We start from the raw sequence: 15,308 nt of genomic DNA, 5'->3' as shown, positions 1-15,308 counted from the left end.
TTAAAAACTCTCCTGCAAGGTTTTAACAACCTTGTAGGTATAAAAATTTTAACGAAAACAACCATGGAAGTTCTAAAAAACATACAAAAATTACCTGAAGGATATTCCGAAGGAATTTATAAAAACGAAAAGTACAGCATTACCAAACAGGTTTTTAACAATGGAAAATCTTTTAAAATTTATGGCAAGCAATTGCAAGGAACCCATTTTATTAGCTTAAATTATTACATCACTTCTAAAAAAGAAATGCTAAAACCCTGTGAAATGCCAGCACAAAAAGTAATTCATTTTTTAGAAAACGTTAAAATTATATAATATGAATTTAGGACTTGGAACAGCAGCTTTAGGAAGACCACAATACATAAATGTGCGTCAAAAAAGTTACGATAATTCTAATTTAGAGGCTTTTAGAAAACAAAGTTTTGCTGTTTTAGAAGAAGCCTATAATTTAGGAATCAGATATTTTGATACGGCTCCAGGTTATGGTTTGGCAGAAGAATTATTGTTAAAATGGTTGCAAACTAAAAACGACAATTCTATTGAAGTTGCTACAAAATGGGGATATACATACACTGCAAATTTCGATGCAAATGCGAAAGTTCACGAAGTAAAAGAACACAGTTTGGCAAAGCTAAACGAACAATGGCAATTTTCTAAACAATTGTTGCCTTATTTAAAGGTATATCAAATTCATTCTGCAACTTTAAAAACGGGGGTTTTAAAAAATACTGAAGTTGTAGAACAATTGGCTTTTTTAAAGAAAAAACACAGCTTAAAAATTGGTTTAACGACTACTGGTACAAATCAAGTAGAAGTGATTAAAAAAGCGTTAGATGTTTTAGTTGATGAAACTCAGTTATTTGATTTATTTCAAGTTACCTATAATTTTTTAGACCAAAATTTACGAGAAATTTCGGAAGCATTAATCAATCAAAATAAATCGATTGTTATTAAAGAAGCTTTGGCAAACGGACGCATTTTTAGGAATAAAGAGTACCCACACTATTCAAAAATATATACTGTTTTAGAAAATTTGGCAAAAAAATACAATGTTGGTGTAGATGCTATTTCTTTAAAATATGCTAACCAAACCATTTCCAATTCTATCGTTTTAAGTGGTGCAAGTAACTCTAAACAATTAAAAGAAAACTTAAAATTAAATACTTTTAAACTCTCTTTTAAAGAAATAGAAATGTTAAATTCTTTTAAAATAGCTCCGAAATTTTATTGGACAGAAAGAAAACAATTACAGTGGAATTAAATAATTAAAAAACATGAATTGGTATTTGCCTATTACAATTATTCCGGGTTTAGGAATGTTAATCTTATCTACAGTAACTTTATTATTAAATTTAAGTTCAGAAATTAATGGTTTAGTCAATAAAAAATGTTCTGCTTTTCAGCATGAAATTTCTGTACGAAAAATAAAACAATTGGGTTTGTTAACACGTGCAAATGCTTTGTTGTATTTAGCTACAGGCAGCTACGTATTGTCTGGTATTTTAGGGGTAATTTTCGATAGCTCTTCAACCCTTAGTGTTCCAAGTATTACGCTTTACATTGGTACTTTTTTTATATTTATTGCAATTTCTTTTTTAATTACCTATGCTTTTAGAGCCGTAAAAATTAGAAAAGACCAATTCTTAAACAATCAAAATTTGCATTCTTAATTTTAATCTTTATGTTACAAAAAATTGCTTTTGGTGGTGGTTGTCACTGGTGTACAGAGGCTGTTTTTCAATCGTTAATTGGTGTTGAAAAAGTAGAGCAAGGTTGGGTTTCTTCAATTCACAACCATACTTCCTTTTCTGAAGCAGTTGTTGTTTCTTTTTGGGCATCTAAAATAACATTAGAAACACTTATAGAAATTCATTTACTTACACATAAAAGCACTAGCCAACATTCTATGAGAGAAAAATATAGGTCTGCTATTTATTATTTCTCTAAATTTCAAAAAGACGAAAGTTTAAGAATCATCGAAAAATTACAGCCAAATTTTAAAGAAAAAATAATTACTAAAACTTTAAAATTTAGTGCATTTAAATCTTCAATAGACGAATTTAAAAACTATTATTATACAAACCCTAAAAAACCTTTTTGCGAAAATTATATTTCTCCAAAATTACAATTAATTATGGCAAAATTTTCGAATGTGGTTTCTAAAAGTAAAGTATCTCATTTAGATGCGACTATTTTACAAAATAAAAGATAATGAAAACTAGCAAATTAGAAATTCCTAATAAAAAAGGGTTAAAATTACAAGCATATTTAGAACTCCCAGCCAACGAAAAACCAAGTTATTTTGCAATTTTTGCACACTGTTTTTCGTGCAATAGTAATTTTAATGCCGTTAAAAATATAACCAGATCGCTTACAAATCATGGTTTTGGTGTGGTTCGTTTTGATTTTACTGGTCTTGGAAAAAGCGAAGGTGAATTTGCTGAAAGTCACTTTTCTGCCAATGTAAACGATTTGTTGGCAGTAAACGAATATGTACAAAATTATTTCGAGGCACCTTCTTTGTTAATTGGTCATTCTTTAGGTGGTGCTGCAGTAATTGTAGCGGCCTCTAAATTAAAAAATATAAAAGCAGTTGCTACAGTTGGTGCTCCTGCAAATGTAGATCATGTAACACATTTGTTTTCTCATGCTTTAGAAGAAGTTGCCAAAAAGGGAGAAGTAGAAGTAAATATTGGAGGTCGTCCGTTTAAAATAAATAAAGATTTTGTAGCCGACTTTAGTAAAACCGATTTACCAGAAATTACAAAAAAATTACGAAAACCCATTTTAATTTTACACGCTCCATTAGATACAATTGTTGGCATAGAAAACGCACACGAAATTTACCACAATGCACACCACCCAAAAAGTTTTGTAAGTTTAGATGGTGCAGACCATTTATTAAGCAAACAAGAAGACAGCCAATATGTTGGCAATATAATTGGTACTTGGGTACAGCGTTATTTTAAGAAAGAAAAAAACGAAATGCTTTCTACAGAAGGAGAACAATTGGTTGCCCATTTAAATTTGTTAGAAGATAATTTTACCACGTCTATACAAACCAGTAAACATGCTTTTATTGCAGATGAGCCAGAAAGTGTTGGCGGTAATAATTTTGGCCCTTCGCCTTACGATTTTTTAAGCGCTGGTTTGGCTTCTTGCACAGCTATGACTTTAAAAATGTATGCAGAACGTAAAAACTGGGATTTGCAAGAGGTTTTTGTTTATATTACATATTCTAAAAAACATAGCGACGATTTAAATATCGATGTAGAAAAACCTACTCGTTTCGATTTTTTAAATAAAAAACTAAAATTTGTTGGTAATTTAGACGATACTCAAATTGCTCGTTTGAAAGAAATTGCGTCTAAATGCCCAGTTCATAAAACATTGCAAAGCAATATTATTATAGAAACGGAAGTGGTCTAAAAATTTATTTATAAATTTAAAATATTTATTTTTAACCTGAGTTCGGTATAAAAATTACTTGTAAAACACATAATTATTTTAAAATCAAACATTTGTTCGTTCGTTTAAAGAACAAGCATTAAATTAGAATTTAAAAATAAATTTCGATTGTACTCGATTTGATATTTTATAATGAGTGGTGTAGAAGGCGATTTACATCAAACTCGCGTTTATAATACCCGTTATTGTTTGAAATTACTGGAAAAGAAATGGATGATTTTTTTTCTGTATATAAAGAAGAAAACGAAAGCATAGCCTTAGATACGGTTTTTTTTATTCTGAAATAGAAAGGAAAAAAAGGCGATTTATTACAGGATTTTAAAATGGTAAATGGTATAAAAATAAATCTGTAGATTATTATACTAAAAAAGAATAAGATTTAATGATTCACGAACTCAAAGAAATTATAGAACAAGGCATTATCAATCAAAAAAAAGGGTTTAAAAATGTCTTGGCAACTGTTGTGGATTTAGACGGGTCTTCTTACCGAAAACCAGGAGTTAGAATGTTAATTTCAGAAAATAATTCTTATGTAGGAGCTGTAAGTGGGGTTGTGTAGAAAAGGAAATTGTACAAAGAGCCAAAACGGTTTTTAAAGACAATCAACCAAAAATAATTGCATACGATGGTAGATATCGGTTAGGTTGCGAAGGAACTTTATACATTTTATTAGAACCTTTTTTTATTTCAGATGATTTTTTATTCGCTTTTTCTGAAGCTTCAAAAAATAGAGAATCTTTAAAAATAACTTCTTTTTACATCAAAGAAGATGAAGCTTACGGAAATTTTGGTTCTGCAATTACTTTTGCAAATAATAAACAATTTTTATTTTCTGAATTTTTTACTCTTCAAAATAAAAATGAAGCACTTGTTTTTACTCAAACTTTAGAAGCCGCCTTTAAATTAATTCTTATTGGAGGCGAACACGATGCCGTAAAATTGTGCAAAATCGCTTCGAATTTAGGTTGGGAAATAGACGTAATTACCTCCGCAAAAGAGTACAAACAGGCAATAGATTTTCCTGGAGCTAATGCTGTAATTGCAGAAAGTCCAGAAACCATACAATTTAAAAACATCAATACAAATACTGCCATTGTAATTATGAATCATAGTTATGTGCAAGATTTAAAATATTTGGTAAAACTTACTAAGTTTAAGCCAAAATATATTGGTATTTTAGGAGCTCCTAACAGAAGAGAACGTTTATTTAACGAACTTTTTGACTTCGCACCAGAAACTCCCGAAGAATTTTTAGACATTATTTACACTCCTGCAGGTTTGCATATTGGCGCGCAAACTCCAGAAGAAATTGCCGTTTCTATTGTTGCAGAAATATTATCTATTATCAGAAAAAAAGAACCTTTTTCGTTGCGAAATTTATCAGGAAAAATTCATCAATAAAAATGGATAAAATCGCAATTTTAATATTGGCTGGTGGTGGTTCTTCTCGTATGAAAACACCGAAACAACTTCTTAAAATAAAAGAGAAATACTTGCTTGAACTTGTTTTAGAAAAAGCGTTTTTAGTCCAAGAAAAAAATATTTTTTGTGTTTTAGGAAATAACTCTAGAGAGATTTTAAAGAAATACCCTTTAAAAACACTACAGTTATTGTGAATAAAAATCCAGAAAAAGGGTTAAGTTCTAGCATTATTTCTGGCATAAAATACATGCAAGAAAACAAATTAAATTTCGAGGGTATTTGCATGCTTTTAGCAGATCAACCAGCAATAGAAACATCTTATATAGAAACTATGTATTTATTATTTAAAAGAAATAAATTAAAAATAATAGCTTCGAATTATGGAAATTCGTTGGGCGTTCCTGCAATAATTCCAAAAACATATTTTTCTCAATTATTATTAATTAGGGGAGATAAAGGTGCAAAAGAATTTATAAATGCCAAAAAAAATAGTGTTCTTTGCCCTCAATGGAGCACAAATTTTATAGATATCGATACCAAAGAAGATTTCGATATTTATAAAAAATCAATTCAACAATAATTTTCTAAAATTTATGAAACTCTATAAATACACTTTTTTTACAATTATAGTTCTTCTAATTTCTGCTTGTGCTACCTTAAAAATGCAAGTTTCAGATGGTTATAAATACGTTCCCAAAAAAGATGCTTCGAAAGTAATTCACTCTTTTTACCTAATTGGAGATGCTGGTAATTCCGATTTATACAAAAGAGATTCTGCACTATCGTATTTAGCTCAAGAAATAAAATCGGCAAAAAAGAATTCTACTCTTATTTTTTTAGGTGACAATGTATATCAAAAAGGAATTCCGCCAGAAAATTCAAAAAATTACAAGCTAGCAAAACATCGTTTAAAAGTGCAAACAACTATTGGTAAAAACTTCCCTGGCAAAACATTATTTATTCCAGGAAATCACGATTGGTATAGTGGTTTAAAAGGATTAAAAAGACAAGAAAAACTAGTTGAAAAAGCCTTAGGAAAAAATACTTTTCAGCCAGAAAACGGTTGCCCACTAGAAAAGATCGAAGTAAATAAAGATATTAACATAATTGTCGTGGACACCCATTGGTATGTTACAAATTGGGATAACCATCCAGGAATAAATGATAAGTGCGAAATAAAAACAAGAGAAAAATTCTTCGAAGAACTTGAAGGAATGATTAAAAAATCTCAAGGTAAAACAACCATTATTGCTTTGCACCATCCAATGTTTACCAATGGACCACATGGAGGTTATTATTCTTTTAAAAGTCATATAAAACCTTTGCCAATTGTTGGTTCTGCTTTAAATATTCTTAGAAAAACTTCTGGAATTACCAATACAGATCAGCAAAACGACAAATACAATCATTTAAGAAAACGCATTATTAGTTTGGCACAACAAAACGAAAAAATAATTTTTGTTTCTGGGCACGAACACAGCATTCAATACATTGTGCAAGACAACATACCCCAAATTGTTAGTGGTTCTGGCTCTAAAGTAACTGCCACAAAAAACGTAAATGGAGGTGTTTTTTCTTACGGAACACAGGGTTTTGCACGATTAGATGTGTATGAAGATGGTGCTTCTACTGTTCATTTTTATACGGCAAAAGACCGTAAAGTAGTTTTCGAAGCCAATGTTTTTAAAAAAGATAGTATTCTGCAATTTACGAATTTCCCGAACGCAAAACTCACGGAAAAAGAAGCAAAAATTTACAAAGATTCCGAAACGGAAAAAGGAAAGTTTTATCAATTTCTCTGGGGAAAAAGATATCGTAAATATTTTGGGCAAAAAATACTAGCACCTACTGTTAATTTAGATACTTTATATGGAGGTTTACAACCTGTAAGAAAAGGTGGTGGCCACCAATCTAAATCTTTAAGACTAAAAGATAAAAATGGTAAAGAATACGTAATGAGAGCTTTGCGAAAAAATGCGGTGCAATATTTACAAGCAGTTGCTTTTAAAGACCAATATGTAGAAGGGCAATTTAAAAAAACTTATACAGAAAGTTTGTTGCTAGATATTTTTACAGGATCTCATCCGTATGCGCCTTTTACGATTGATAAATTAGCGGAAGCCATTGATGTTTATCACACAAAACCAATTTTATTTTATGTACCAAAACAAAAAGGATTGCAAAAATTTAATGAAGAATTTGGCGACGAATTGTACATGATTGAAGCAAGAACTGCAGATGGCCATGGAGATAAAAAACATTTTGGATTTTCTGATGAAATTATAAGTACAGACGATTTAAGAAAAAATTTAGCGAAAGACGAAAAGTATGTTTTAGATGAAGCATCTTACATAAGAGCAAGATTATTTGACATGTTAATTGGAGATTGGGACAGGCACCAAGACCAATGGAGATGGGCTGCATTTAAAGAAGCAAAAAAGATTGTTTACAGGCCCGTTCCAAGAGATAGAGACCAAGCTTTTTCTATATTTAGTGACGGTTTTTTAATGAATCTTTTAACAAGCTCTATTCCCGCTTTAAAAGGCATGCGTTCTTATGGAGAGGATCTTAAAAACCCACATCATTTTAGCATGTCTGCATATCCATTAGATATGAGACTAATTAGAGAAGCTAACAAAGAAATTTGGGACCAACAAGTAACCATTATTCAAAATCAAATAACAGACGAAGTGATAGAAAGTGCTTTCTCTAAATTTCCGAAAGAAGTTCGTGATAAAAGTATAAACGATATTAAAAGAAAATTAAAAGGAAGAAGAAAAAATCTTCAAAAAATATCCGATAAATATTTTAAGTACTTAAATAAGTTTCAAGTAATCACTGGAACCAATAAAGACGACTGGTTCGAAATTAAACGTTTCTCAAATGGAGATACAAAAATTGCTGTTTACAGAATTAAAGATGGAAAAAAAGCAGACGTTGTTCATCAAAGAACTTACAAACAAAAGATTACCAAAGAAATTTGGATCTATGGTTTAGATGATGATGATGTTTTTGTTTTAAATGGAAAAAATGGAAATAAAACGATTAAGCTAAAAATTATTGGCGGTTTAAATAACGATATTTACGAAATTAACAACAAGAAAAACGTAAAAGTGTACGACCAAAAATCGAAGAAAAACACCTTTAAAACAGCAAATATCCATAAAAAAATAACAGACGACTACAAAACAAACACTTACAATTACAAAAAGCTAAAAAGTAAAAACAATTTAATTTCTCCTGTAATTGGTTACAACCCAGATGATGGTGTTAAAGTTGGTTTAAAAAACACGCTTTTGGTAAATAGTTTCGAGAGAAATCCATTTACAAGAAAACACATTATAGAAGCGTATTATTTCTTTGCCACAAAAGGCTACGAATTAAAATACAATGGAGAGTATGCCAATATTTTAGACCGCTTAAATTTAGGTTTTAATCTAGAATTTAATAGCCCTAATTATGCTAAAAACTTCTTCGGGTATGGTAATAATTCTTACAATCCAGAGGCAGACGATTTCGAAAATAGAAATTACAACCGAGTTAAAATTAGAAAACTTCAAGCAGGGTCTTTTTTAAAATATCGAGGAGATTTAGGTGCTGAAATTAAGTTAGCGGCTAATTTTCAAAATTTTGATGTAGAGAGAACTCCTGGGCGTTTTTTAGAAACACAATATTTGGCAACCAACAGAATTTTTAAAGCTCAAAATTTCTTGAATACAGAAGCAAGTTATTATTATCAACATTCAGATAATTCTGCTTTTCCAACTTTGGGTATGGAATTTAATGCTTTACTGGGGCATACAAGAAGTTTAAATAGCAAGCGTAATTTTTCTTATGCCACCACATCTTTAGGAGTTACTCATAAATTAATACCTAATGGAAAATTAGTGTTAGCTTCTAAAGTAGATGGGCATTTTAATTTTGGAAATGATTTTGAATTTTACCAAGCTGCTACTATTGGAGGAAATGAAGGTTTACGTGGTTATAGAAACGAACGTTTTACAGGAAAAAATGCATTTTATCATACCACAGACATTCGTTACAACATTAGCAATTTAAGAACTGCTATTCTTCCTGTTAATATAGGTATTTATGGTGGTTTCGATTACGGAAAAGTATGGGGTGTGCCAAACAACACTATAGTTGTTCCATTAAAATCTCCAACACCAAATACTTCTTATGGAGGTGGAATTTTCTTAAATGCTGCCAATATGTTAACTACTAGTATTGGTGCCTTTAATAGCAATGATGGAGTAAGAATAACGTTTAATTTAGGTTTCGATTTTTAGAAAAATATGAGTCAGCAAGCTTTACTTTTTGGAGCATTTTTTGGATGCTTAGCAATTATTTTAGGCGCTTTTGGCGCACATTTATTAAAGAAAAAACTAACTATAGATCAGTTACAAAGTTTTGAAACGGGTGTAAAATATCAAATGTATCACGCAATTGTGTTACTAATTTTGGGATTTCAATTAAACTCGGAAACTCCAATTGACAGTTACATTATTAATGCATTTGTAATTGGTGTTATTTTGTTCTCTTTTTCTATTTATGGATTGGTAATTTCTTCTGCAAACAACAAAAAACTACGCTTTTTAGGGCCAATTACTCCTTTAGGAGGTTTGTTTTTAGTGGCTGGCTGGGCATTGTTATTCTATAAGTTTGTGGTGCTTTTTTAAACTAACTACCTATCTACCATTTTATTAAATTGATAAAAGAAACGTTGTATTAAACGTAAATCTTCTGTAATAATTTCAGCAGTTCCTCGCATTTCTTGTTTGAATTCTATTTCTTTCTTGTACGAAGTAATTAATTTTTTAGGCAAAGAAACATCAATGGTATAAAAGCCTTCTTTATCTGAAATTTCAGATATATGATTTACTTTTCCTGTTAAAACTCCAAATTCATAATCAGGATAGTTTTGGAGTTTAATGTTTACTGTTTGCCCTATTTTAACTTTACCCAAATTTTGTGCAGGAGTTTTCAATTTAGAAATAAAAGAAGAGTTCTCTTTTGGAATTATTGTAAAAACTAAATCTCCTTGATTTACTGTTTGATTTTGACTCCAATAATTTAAAAATGAAACCTTGCCTTCCATTTTAGAACTTAACACATATAACATTTCCCAATCTTTAATAGATTTTTTTAATTGGTTAAAGGATTGAATAACATTTTTAAATAATGTCATTTCTTCTCTAATTTGAGAAATTTCTGTTCCTTTAGAGGTTTTATTGGTATTAGAAATAGCTTCTCTTAATTGAGAAATAGAGGAAGCCATATTTTTATAATTTCTCTCTGATTGTAAAAATTCTAGTTGTTTGGTTTCAAATTCTTTTTCAGAAATTACCCCCTTATCAAACAATGATTTACTTCTTTTTAAATCTTTTTGATTAAACTCTAACTCTTTTTTATTTAATAATTTTTGAGATTGTAAATTAACTAACCTTCTTTTTAGTTCTGCAATAGAGTTTTTATTTGCAATAGTCTCATAAGAAAACGGATTTAACTTTTTATTTAAAGTGTATTGAATGTAATTAATTTCAAATAGATCAAAACTAGTCTCAATATCTCCCAAAAATAATATAGGCAACTTATTAATTGGAAAATTAAAGGCATCTTTTGAAATAGTAATTGTATCTGTTATTGATTTTAATAAGAATACATCTTTGTAATTAGCAGTATTTTCTATAATTGCTAAAGGCTTTCCATCTAATACATTTTCAGCATTTTTTACAAATAAAGTATCAATTTTACCTGTAGCTCTAGCAAATTCTTTTTGAGGAGGTATTATGGTGGTTATAATAGCTTCAGAAGAAACAATATCTGGATATTTTACAAACCAAGATAAAAGCAAAAGTATTACAATTAATAGAAGAAAAAGTGTGTTTCCCCAACGAATCATCCAAACAGGAGTTCTTGTTAGAATTTCTTGCACCTCTTCACTTCTTAATTCTATATCTTTAATTTTGTTTGACATTTTACTTCCCTAATTCTAGCTGATTTTTTACTAAATGATAATAATTTCCTTTTTTCTCAATTAGTGATTTATGGTTACCGACTTCTACTATTTTCCCTTTATCTAAGACTACAATTTGATGCGCATTTTTTACAGTACTTAATCTATGTGCAATCACTAAAACCGTTTTATTTTCAAAAAAAGTATGTAGTTTTTCCATAATTACTTTTTCGTTATTTGCATCTAAAGTACTGGTAGCTTCATCAAAAAATAAATAATTAGGATTCTTATAAACAGCTCTTGCAATCAATAAACGTTGTTTTTGCCCTGTACTTAAACCAACACCCTCCATACCAATTTTAGTATTATAAGAAAGTGGCAAACTCTCAATAAATTCTTGAATATTGGCAACATCAACAGCGTGTGCTAATTTTTTCTTATCTACATAATCTTCACCAACTGCAATATTATTCGCAATGGTATCACTAAAAATATAACCTTCTTGCATTACAACACCACATTCATTTCTCCAAGTTTTTTGTGAAATAGATTTTAGATTATAATTGCCTATTTCAATTTCTCCAGAATTGGGTTCATAGAACTTTAATAGCAATTTCATTAGCGTTGTTTTTCCACTTCCACTTACACCAACAATTGCTGTAATTTTATTTGAAGGAATTACTACATCTAAATCTTTTAACACCAATTGATCTGAACCAATATATCTAAAAGAAACCTTATTTAGATCAATATTTGAGTTTACAGGAATTTCAGAAATTCGTTCTTCATTTATGGGTTCTTCATCTTCTTTTTCATGAATTTCAGACAAACGCTCTAAAGAAATTTTTGCATCTTGTAGCTCTCTTACAAAGCTTATCAATTGAGCAATAGGAGAATTTAATTGACCAACTATGTAAGTAATTGCTAACATCATTCCTAAAGTAATATCCCCATTAATTACTAATTTAGCAGATAGTACTGTAATTAAAATATTTTTAAGTTCGTTAATAAAACCAGATCCTACATTTTGGTATTGCTCTAAAGCCAAACCTTCTATAGAAATTTTAAATAGCCTTGCTTGCAAATATTCCCAAGACCAACGTTTTTGTTTTTCTGCATTGTGCAACTTAATTTCTTGCATTCCATTTATTAGCTCAATTACTTTAGATTGTTCTTGACTTACTTGAGAAAATTGTTTGTAATCTAAATCTCTTCGTTTTTTTAAGAAAAGCGTTATCCAAAGAAAATAGAAAATACTACCAACTAAAAAGATGGTAAATATTTGCCAATTATAATAGGCAAGTACAAAACTAAATACAATTAAATTTACCATAGAAAACAATACGTTTAGTGAAGAAGTGGTTAAAATTCTTTCAATACGCTTATGATCATTAATACGTTGTAAAATATCTCCTGTCATTCTGGTGTCAAAAAAAGCAATAGGAAGATTCATTAGTTTGATAAAAAAATCTGAAACCAATGAAATATTAATACGAGTACTTAAATGTAATAATATCCAACCTCTTACAACCTCTATTGCTGTTTTTCCTAAAAATAAAGCTAATTGAGCAAAAAGAATTAAATAAATAAAATGAATGTCTTGGTTATTAATACCTACATCTACAATACTCTGTGTTAAAAATGGAAAAATAAGTTGTAGTAAACTACCTGCTAATAAACCTACTACTAACTGAATAAGAAATTTTTTGTAGGTGAAAAGATATTTAAACAAGAAAGAAAAACCTAAAGATTTTTCTTTGGTGTCAAATTCTGAATTGTAAAATTTTGGTGTGGGTTCTAACAGTAAAGCAACTCCCTCTTCTGTTGTTTCATTCGCATTGTTACCGATCCAATTTTTTATAAAATCTACTTTATTATATTGTAATAAACCATGAGCTGGATCTGAAATATAAAAAATACCTTTTCTAATATTATATAGAACAACATAATGGTTTTTATTCCAATGTAAAACACATGGTAAAGGTGCTTTTTCTAATTTTTCTACAGATATTTTTATTCCTAAGCTTCTAAAACCTATTTTTTCTGAAGCTTCACTTAAACCTAACAAACTACTACCAGCTCTTGTGGTTTCTGTAAGTTTTCTTAATTCTTGAATAGAAATAACTTTACCAAAATGTTTAGCTATTATTTTTAAACAAGTTGAACCACAATCTTTTCTGTCTAACTGTTTATAATGTGGAAATTTTTTCAAATGAATTTAAAGATAGATTAGCAATAATTAGTTTTTGGACAAAGATAGAAAACTAAATATTGTTATTTAAAAATCATCTAAACCAGTTCTTTCCAATAATCACTATAAAAATTAGAAGTTTCTAACAATTCTTTATGGCTTCCTTGTACAACCGTTTTACCACCTTCTAAAACATAGATATTATCTGCGTATTTTTTTAAGGTTTCTAAACGATGAGAAATAAACAGCACTCCCATGTTTTCTTTTAATTTAGAAATTAATTCTATACTAAATTTTTCAGTTTTCCTGTCCATTGCTGCAGTAGCTTCATCTAAAATTAAAAGTTCAGGCTTTTTGTATAAAACTCTAGCTAACGCAATAATTTGTTTTTGACCACCAGATAAGTTTACGCCTTCTTCTCCTAAAATAGTTGCATACCCTTGTGGAAAATCTTTTATAAATTCTTCAAAGCCATATTCTTGACAAAAAGCAACAACATTTTCGGGTTTATCTTCTTGTCCTAATAAAATATTATCTAATACATTACCATTAAAAATGGTAATATCTTGTGGTACAACACCAACTAAATTTCTCCAATTACTTAGTTTTACATCATCAAGATTGGTTTTTTTATTAACAATTACATTTCCATTTTCAAAATTGTAAAACTTTTGAAAAATTTGTCCAAGTGTACTTTTTCCACTTCCACTTTCCCCAACTACAGCCGAAATTTCTCCCTTTTTAATAGATAAATTTACATCTTTTAATAATTGACTTCTACCAGCAAAACGAAATGAAAGATTTTCAATTTCTAAAGATTCAAAAGATGTTAGCACAAATTCGCCTTGTTTTTCTTTTTCTATGGAAGTAAACTCAAACATTCTATTAAAAGCAATTTTTGCTTCGTTAATAGGTATCGATATTAAAGCTAAGTTGGTTATTGAAGGTAACAAAGAGCCTGCGATACCTAAAATAGCCATTAATTCTCCCAATTGCATTTGTTGATTATACACTTGCAAAGAAGTGTATGACAAAATTGCCATTAAAAATAATACACCTGCAATACCTGCAAACAGAGATAAACGAACATTTATCTTACCAAGATCTACAATTTTGTTTTGCAAGTTTCCAAAAACTAATTGATTTACTTTTTGAAAAAAAGATTGCCTATTATAATTTTTAATAGTTGCAATACCTTGCATAGAACTTATATAATTACTCTCATTTAAAGCGTAACTCTGCATTACCTCTTTTTGAGATTTTATAATTTTACTATTAAAACGATAAATAATTAAAAAATAAATAGGTAAACTTACCAACACAATTACACCAACTTGCCAAGAATAAAAGAATAAAAAACCAAATGAAACCAATACCACTAAAATGTCTATTATAAAGTTGCTAGCAATGTGTTTTATAACTTTTTGTACTCTATTAGTATCATTTAATCTTGCTACCAATTCTCCTATTTTACGAGTATCAAAAAAAGGTTTTGGTAAATGTAATAATGAAGAGTAAAAAGAATCTATAATTCTATTATTAAAATCTTTAGATTGCCTAATTAACATTAACTCACGTAAAGTAGAAAAACCAACTCTAATTAATAATAAAAAAGTAAGTAAACCAATACCAAAAACTAATTTTGTAGTGTTTTGTGATGGTAAAATGTCATCTATTAATTTCTGAGAAAAAACAGACATTGCCATTCCTAAAACTGCGATACCAATACCTAAAACAATACTAATTATTAAAAGTTGTTTGTCTTCTTTTAATAATTTTAGGAACCACTCTTTTTTAGATTTTTTAGTTTCAGTCGCTTTTATAAAGTTGTTATTAGGCGTTAACGTTAAACAACTTTTAGATACCCAAACTTTATCTAATTCCTCTTTTGAATAATAGACAATTCCTTTTCCAGGATCTCCAATAATAAATGTATCATTTTCAAAACCATAACAAACTACATAATGTTGTAGTTTTTCTTCTATTACTACGTGCAAAATTACTGGAGCTCCATGGTCTATTATAGCTTGAATATCTGCTTCATTACCCTCAGCTGTAAAGCCTATGCTATTTGCAGTTTGGTATAGACCTAACAAAGTAGTACCTTGTTTAGTTGTACCACTTAATTCTCTTAATTTTTCTAAAGAACTACTACCTCCATAATATTGTATTAAAGAAAGTAAACAAGCTACACCACAATCTGATTGATCATGCTGTAGAATATGTGTTTTTGTTATTAGTTTTTGATTCATATTTTTTTCGTAATTGCAT

The 15,308-nt window shown here is 29.2% G+C and carries 14 protein-coding genes; 11 read left to right on the top strand and 3 right to left on the bottom strand.

Features of this window, described 5'->3' with window-relative positions; translation table 11 throughout:
* Positions 1 to 63 precede the first annotated feature (63 nt).
* The 11 genes from JL193_RS11410 (at position 64) to JL193_RS11370 (ending at position 9,569) form a co-directional block, all read left to right on the top strand.
* Positions 64 to 315 carry a peptide methionine sulfoxide reductase gene (locus JL193_RS11410; protein ID WP_207970924.1) on the top strand — a complete coding sequence of 84 codons (252 nt, stop codon included), beginning with the start codon at positions 64 to 66 and terminating at the stop codon, positions 313 to 315.
* A 1-nt stretch (position 316) separates the two neighbouring features.
* On the top strand, positions 317 to 1,261 hold the full coding sequence (locus JL193_RS11405) for an aldo/keto reductase (RefSeq protein WP_207970923.1): 945 nt from the start codon (positions 317 to 319) through the stop codon (positions 1,259 to 1,261).
* A 13-nt stretch (positions 1,262 to 1,274) separates the two neighbouring features.
* Complete coding sequence (locus JL193_RS11400) at positions 1,275 to 1,670, top strand: hypothetical protein (RefSeq protein ID WP_207970922.1); 396 nt, start codon at positions 1,275 to 1,277, stop codon at positions 1,668 to 1,670.
* 11 nt (positions 1,671 to 1,681) lie between these two features.
* Entirely contained in the window at positions 1,682 to 2,212 is a 531-nt protein-coding gene (locus tag JL193_RS11395; RefSeq protein WP_207970921.1) for a peptide-methionine (S)-S-oxide reductase, read from the top strand.
* The gene (locus JL193_RS11390) at positions 2,212 to 3,429 is read left to right on the top strand and encodes a bifunctional alpha/beta hydrolase/OsmC family protein (RefSeq protein WP_207970920.1); all 1,218 of its coding nucleotides are present in this window, start codon (positions 2,212 to 2,214) and stop codon (positions 3,427 to 3,429) included. The genes JL193_RS11395 and JL193_RS11390 overlap by 1 nt, the downstream gene beginning before the upstream one ends.
* A 421-nt stretch (positions 3,430 to 3,850) precedes the next feature.
* Positions 3,851 to 4,027 carry an XdhC family protein gene (locus JL193_RS17250; protein WP_243456741.1) on the top strand — a complete coding sequence of 59 codons (177 nt, stop codon included), beginning with the start codon at positions 3,851 to 3,853 and terminating at the stop codon, positions 4,025 to 4,027.
* Positions 4,028 to 4,407: 380 nt separating this feature from the next.
* Positions 4,408 to 4,869: an XdhC family protein gene (locus JL193_RS17245; RefSeq protein ID WP_243456740.1), complete on the top strand. Its 462-nt coding sequence runs from the start codon at positions 4,408 to 4,410 to the stop codon at positions 4,867 to 4,869.
* A gap of 2 nt (positions 4,870 to 4,871) precedes the next feature.
* A complete protein-coding gene (locus JL193_RS17240; RefSeq protein ID WP_243456739.1) occupies positions 4,872 to 5,084 on the top strand; it encodes an NTP transferase domain-containing protein in 213 nt (70 codons plus the stop codon).
* Positions 5,081 to 5,470, top strand: coding sequence for an NTP transferase domain-containing protein (locus JL193_RS11380; RefSeq protein ID WP_243456738.1), 390 nt, complete (start codon positions 5,081 to 5,083; stop codon positions 5,468 to 5,470). Before JL193_RS17240 ends, JL193_RS11380 begins: the two co-directional genes overlap by 4 nt.
* A 13-nt stretch (positions 5,471 to 5,483) precedes the next feature.
* Positions 5,484 to 9,179 (top strand): metallophosphoesterase, encoded by a 3,696-nt coding sequence (locus tag JL193_RS11375; RefSeq protein ID WP_207970919.1) that lies wholly within the window; start codon positions 5,484 to 5,486, stop codon positions 9,177 to 9,179.
* A gap of 6 nt (positions 9,180 to 9,185) precedes the next feature.
* Positions 9,186 to 9,569: a DUF423 domain-containing protein gene (locus JL193_RS11370; RefSeq protein ID WP_207970918.1), complete on the top strand. Its 384-nt coding sequence runs from the start codon at positions 9,186 to 9,188 to the stop codon at positions 9,567 to 9,569.
* 5 nt (positions 9,570 to 9,574) lie between these two features.
* On the opposite strand, the gene JL193_RS11365 is transcribed toward JL193_RS11370, so the two are convergent.
* The 3 genes from JL193_RS11365 to JL193_RS11355 form a co-directional block, all read right to left on the bottom strand.
* Positions 9,575 to 10,867: an HlyD family secretion protein gene (locus tag JL193_RS11365; RefSeq protein WP_207970917.1), complete on the bottom strand. Its 1,293-nt coding sequence runs from the start codon at positions 10,865 to 10,867 to the stop codon at positions 9,575 to 9,577.
* A 1-nt stretch (position 10,868) separates the two neighbouring features.
* The gene (locus tag JL193_RS11360; RefSeq protein ID WP_207970916.1) at positions 10,869 to 13,058 is read right to left on the bottom strand and encodes a peptidase domain-containing ABC transporter; all 2,190 of its coding nucleotides are present in this window, start codon (positions 13,056 to 13,058) and stop codon (positions 10,869 to 10,871) included.
* A gap of 77 nt (positions 13,059 to 13,135) precedes the next feature.
* Positions 13,136 to 15,289, bottom strand: a complete 2,154-nt coding sequence (locus JL193_RS11355; protein ID WP_207970915.1) for a peptidase domain-containing ABC transporter — start codon at positions 15,287 to 15,289, stop codon at positions 13,136 to 13,138.
* Between the last annotated feature and the right edge of the window lie 19 nt (positions 15,290 to 15,308).

This window comes from Polaribacter batillariae, assembly GCF_017498485.1.
Classification (GTDB): domain Bacteria; phylum Bacteroidota; class Bacteroidia; order Flavobacteriales; family Flavobacteriaceae; genus Polaribacter; species Polaribacter batillariae.
This window is presented reverse-complemented; position numbering and strand designations above follow the sequence as displayed.

Excerpts from the sequence above, each read along its gene's own strand:
- JL193_RS11405 (WP_207970923.1), top strand. The coding sequence starts at position 317 with ATGAATTTAGGACTTGGAACAGCAGCTTTAGGAAGACCACAATACATA.
- JL193_RS11410 (WP_207970924.1), top strand. The coding sequence starts at position 64 with ATGGAAGTTCTAAAAAACATACAAAAATTACCTGAAGGATATTCCGAA.
- JL193_RS11400 (WP_207970922.1), top strand. The coding sequence starts at position 1,275 with ATGAATTGGTATTTGCCTATTACAATTATTCCGGGTTTAGGAATGTTA.
- JL193_RS11370 (WP_207970918.1), top strand. The coding sequence starts at position 9,186 with ATGAGTCAGCAAGCTTTACTTTTTGGAGCATTTTTTGGATGCTTAGCA.
- JL193_RS11375 (WP_207970919.1), top strand. The coding sequence starts at position 5,484 with ATGAAACTCTATAAATACACTTTTTTTACAATTATAGTTCTTCTAATT.
- JL193_RS17250 (WP_243456741.1), top strand. The coding sequence starts at position 3,851 with ATGATTCACGAACTCAAAGAAATTATAGAACAAGGCATTATCAATCAA.
- JL193_RS11355 (WP_207970915.1), bottom strand. The coding sequence starts at position 15,289 with ATGAATCAAAAACTAATAACAAAAACACATATTCTACAGCATGATCAA.
- JL193_RS11390 (WP_207970920.1), top strand. The coding sequence starts at position 2,212 with ATGAAAACTAGCAAATTAGAAATTCCTAATAAAAAAGGGTTAAAATTA.
- JL193_RS17240 (WP_243456739.1), top strand. The coding sequence starts at position 4,872 with ATGGATAAAATCGCAATTTTAATATTGGCTGGTGGTGGTTCTTCTCGT.
- JL193_RS11365 (WP_207970917.1), bottom strand. The coding sequence starts at position 10,867 with ATGTCAAACAAAATTAAAGATATAGAATTAAGAAGTGAAGAGGTGCAA.
- JL193_RS11395 (WP_207970921.1), top strand. The coding sequence starts at position 1,682 with ATGTTACAAAAAATTGCTTTTGGTGGTGGTTGTCACTGGTGTACAGAG.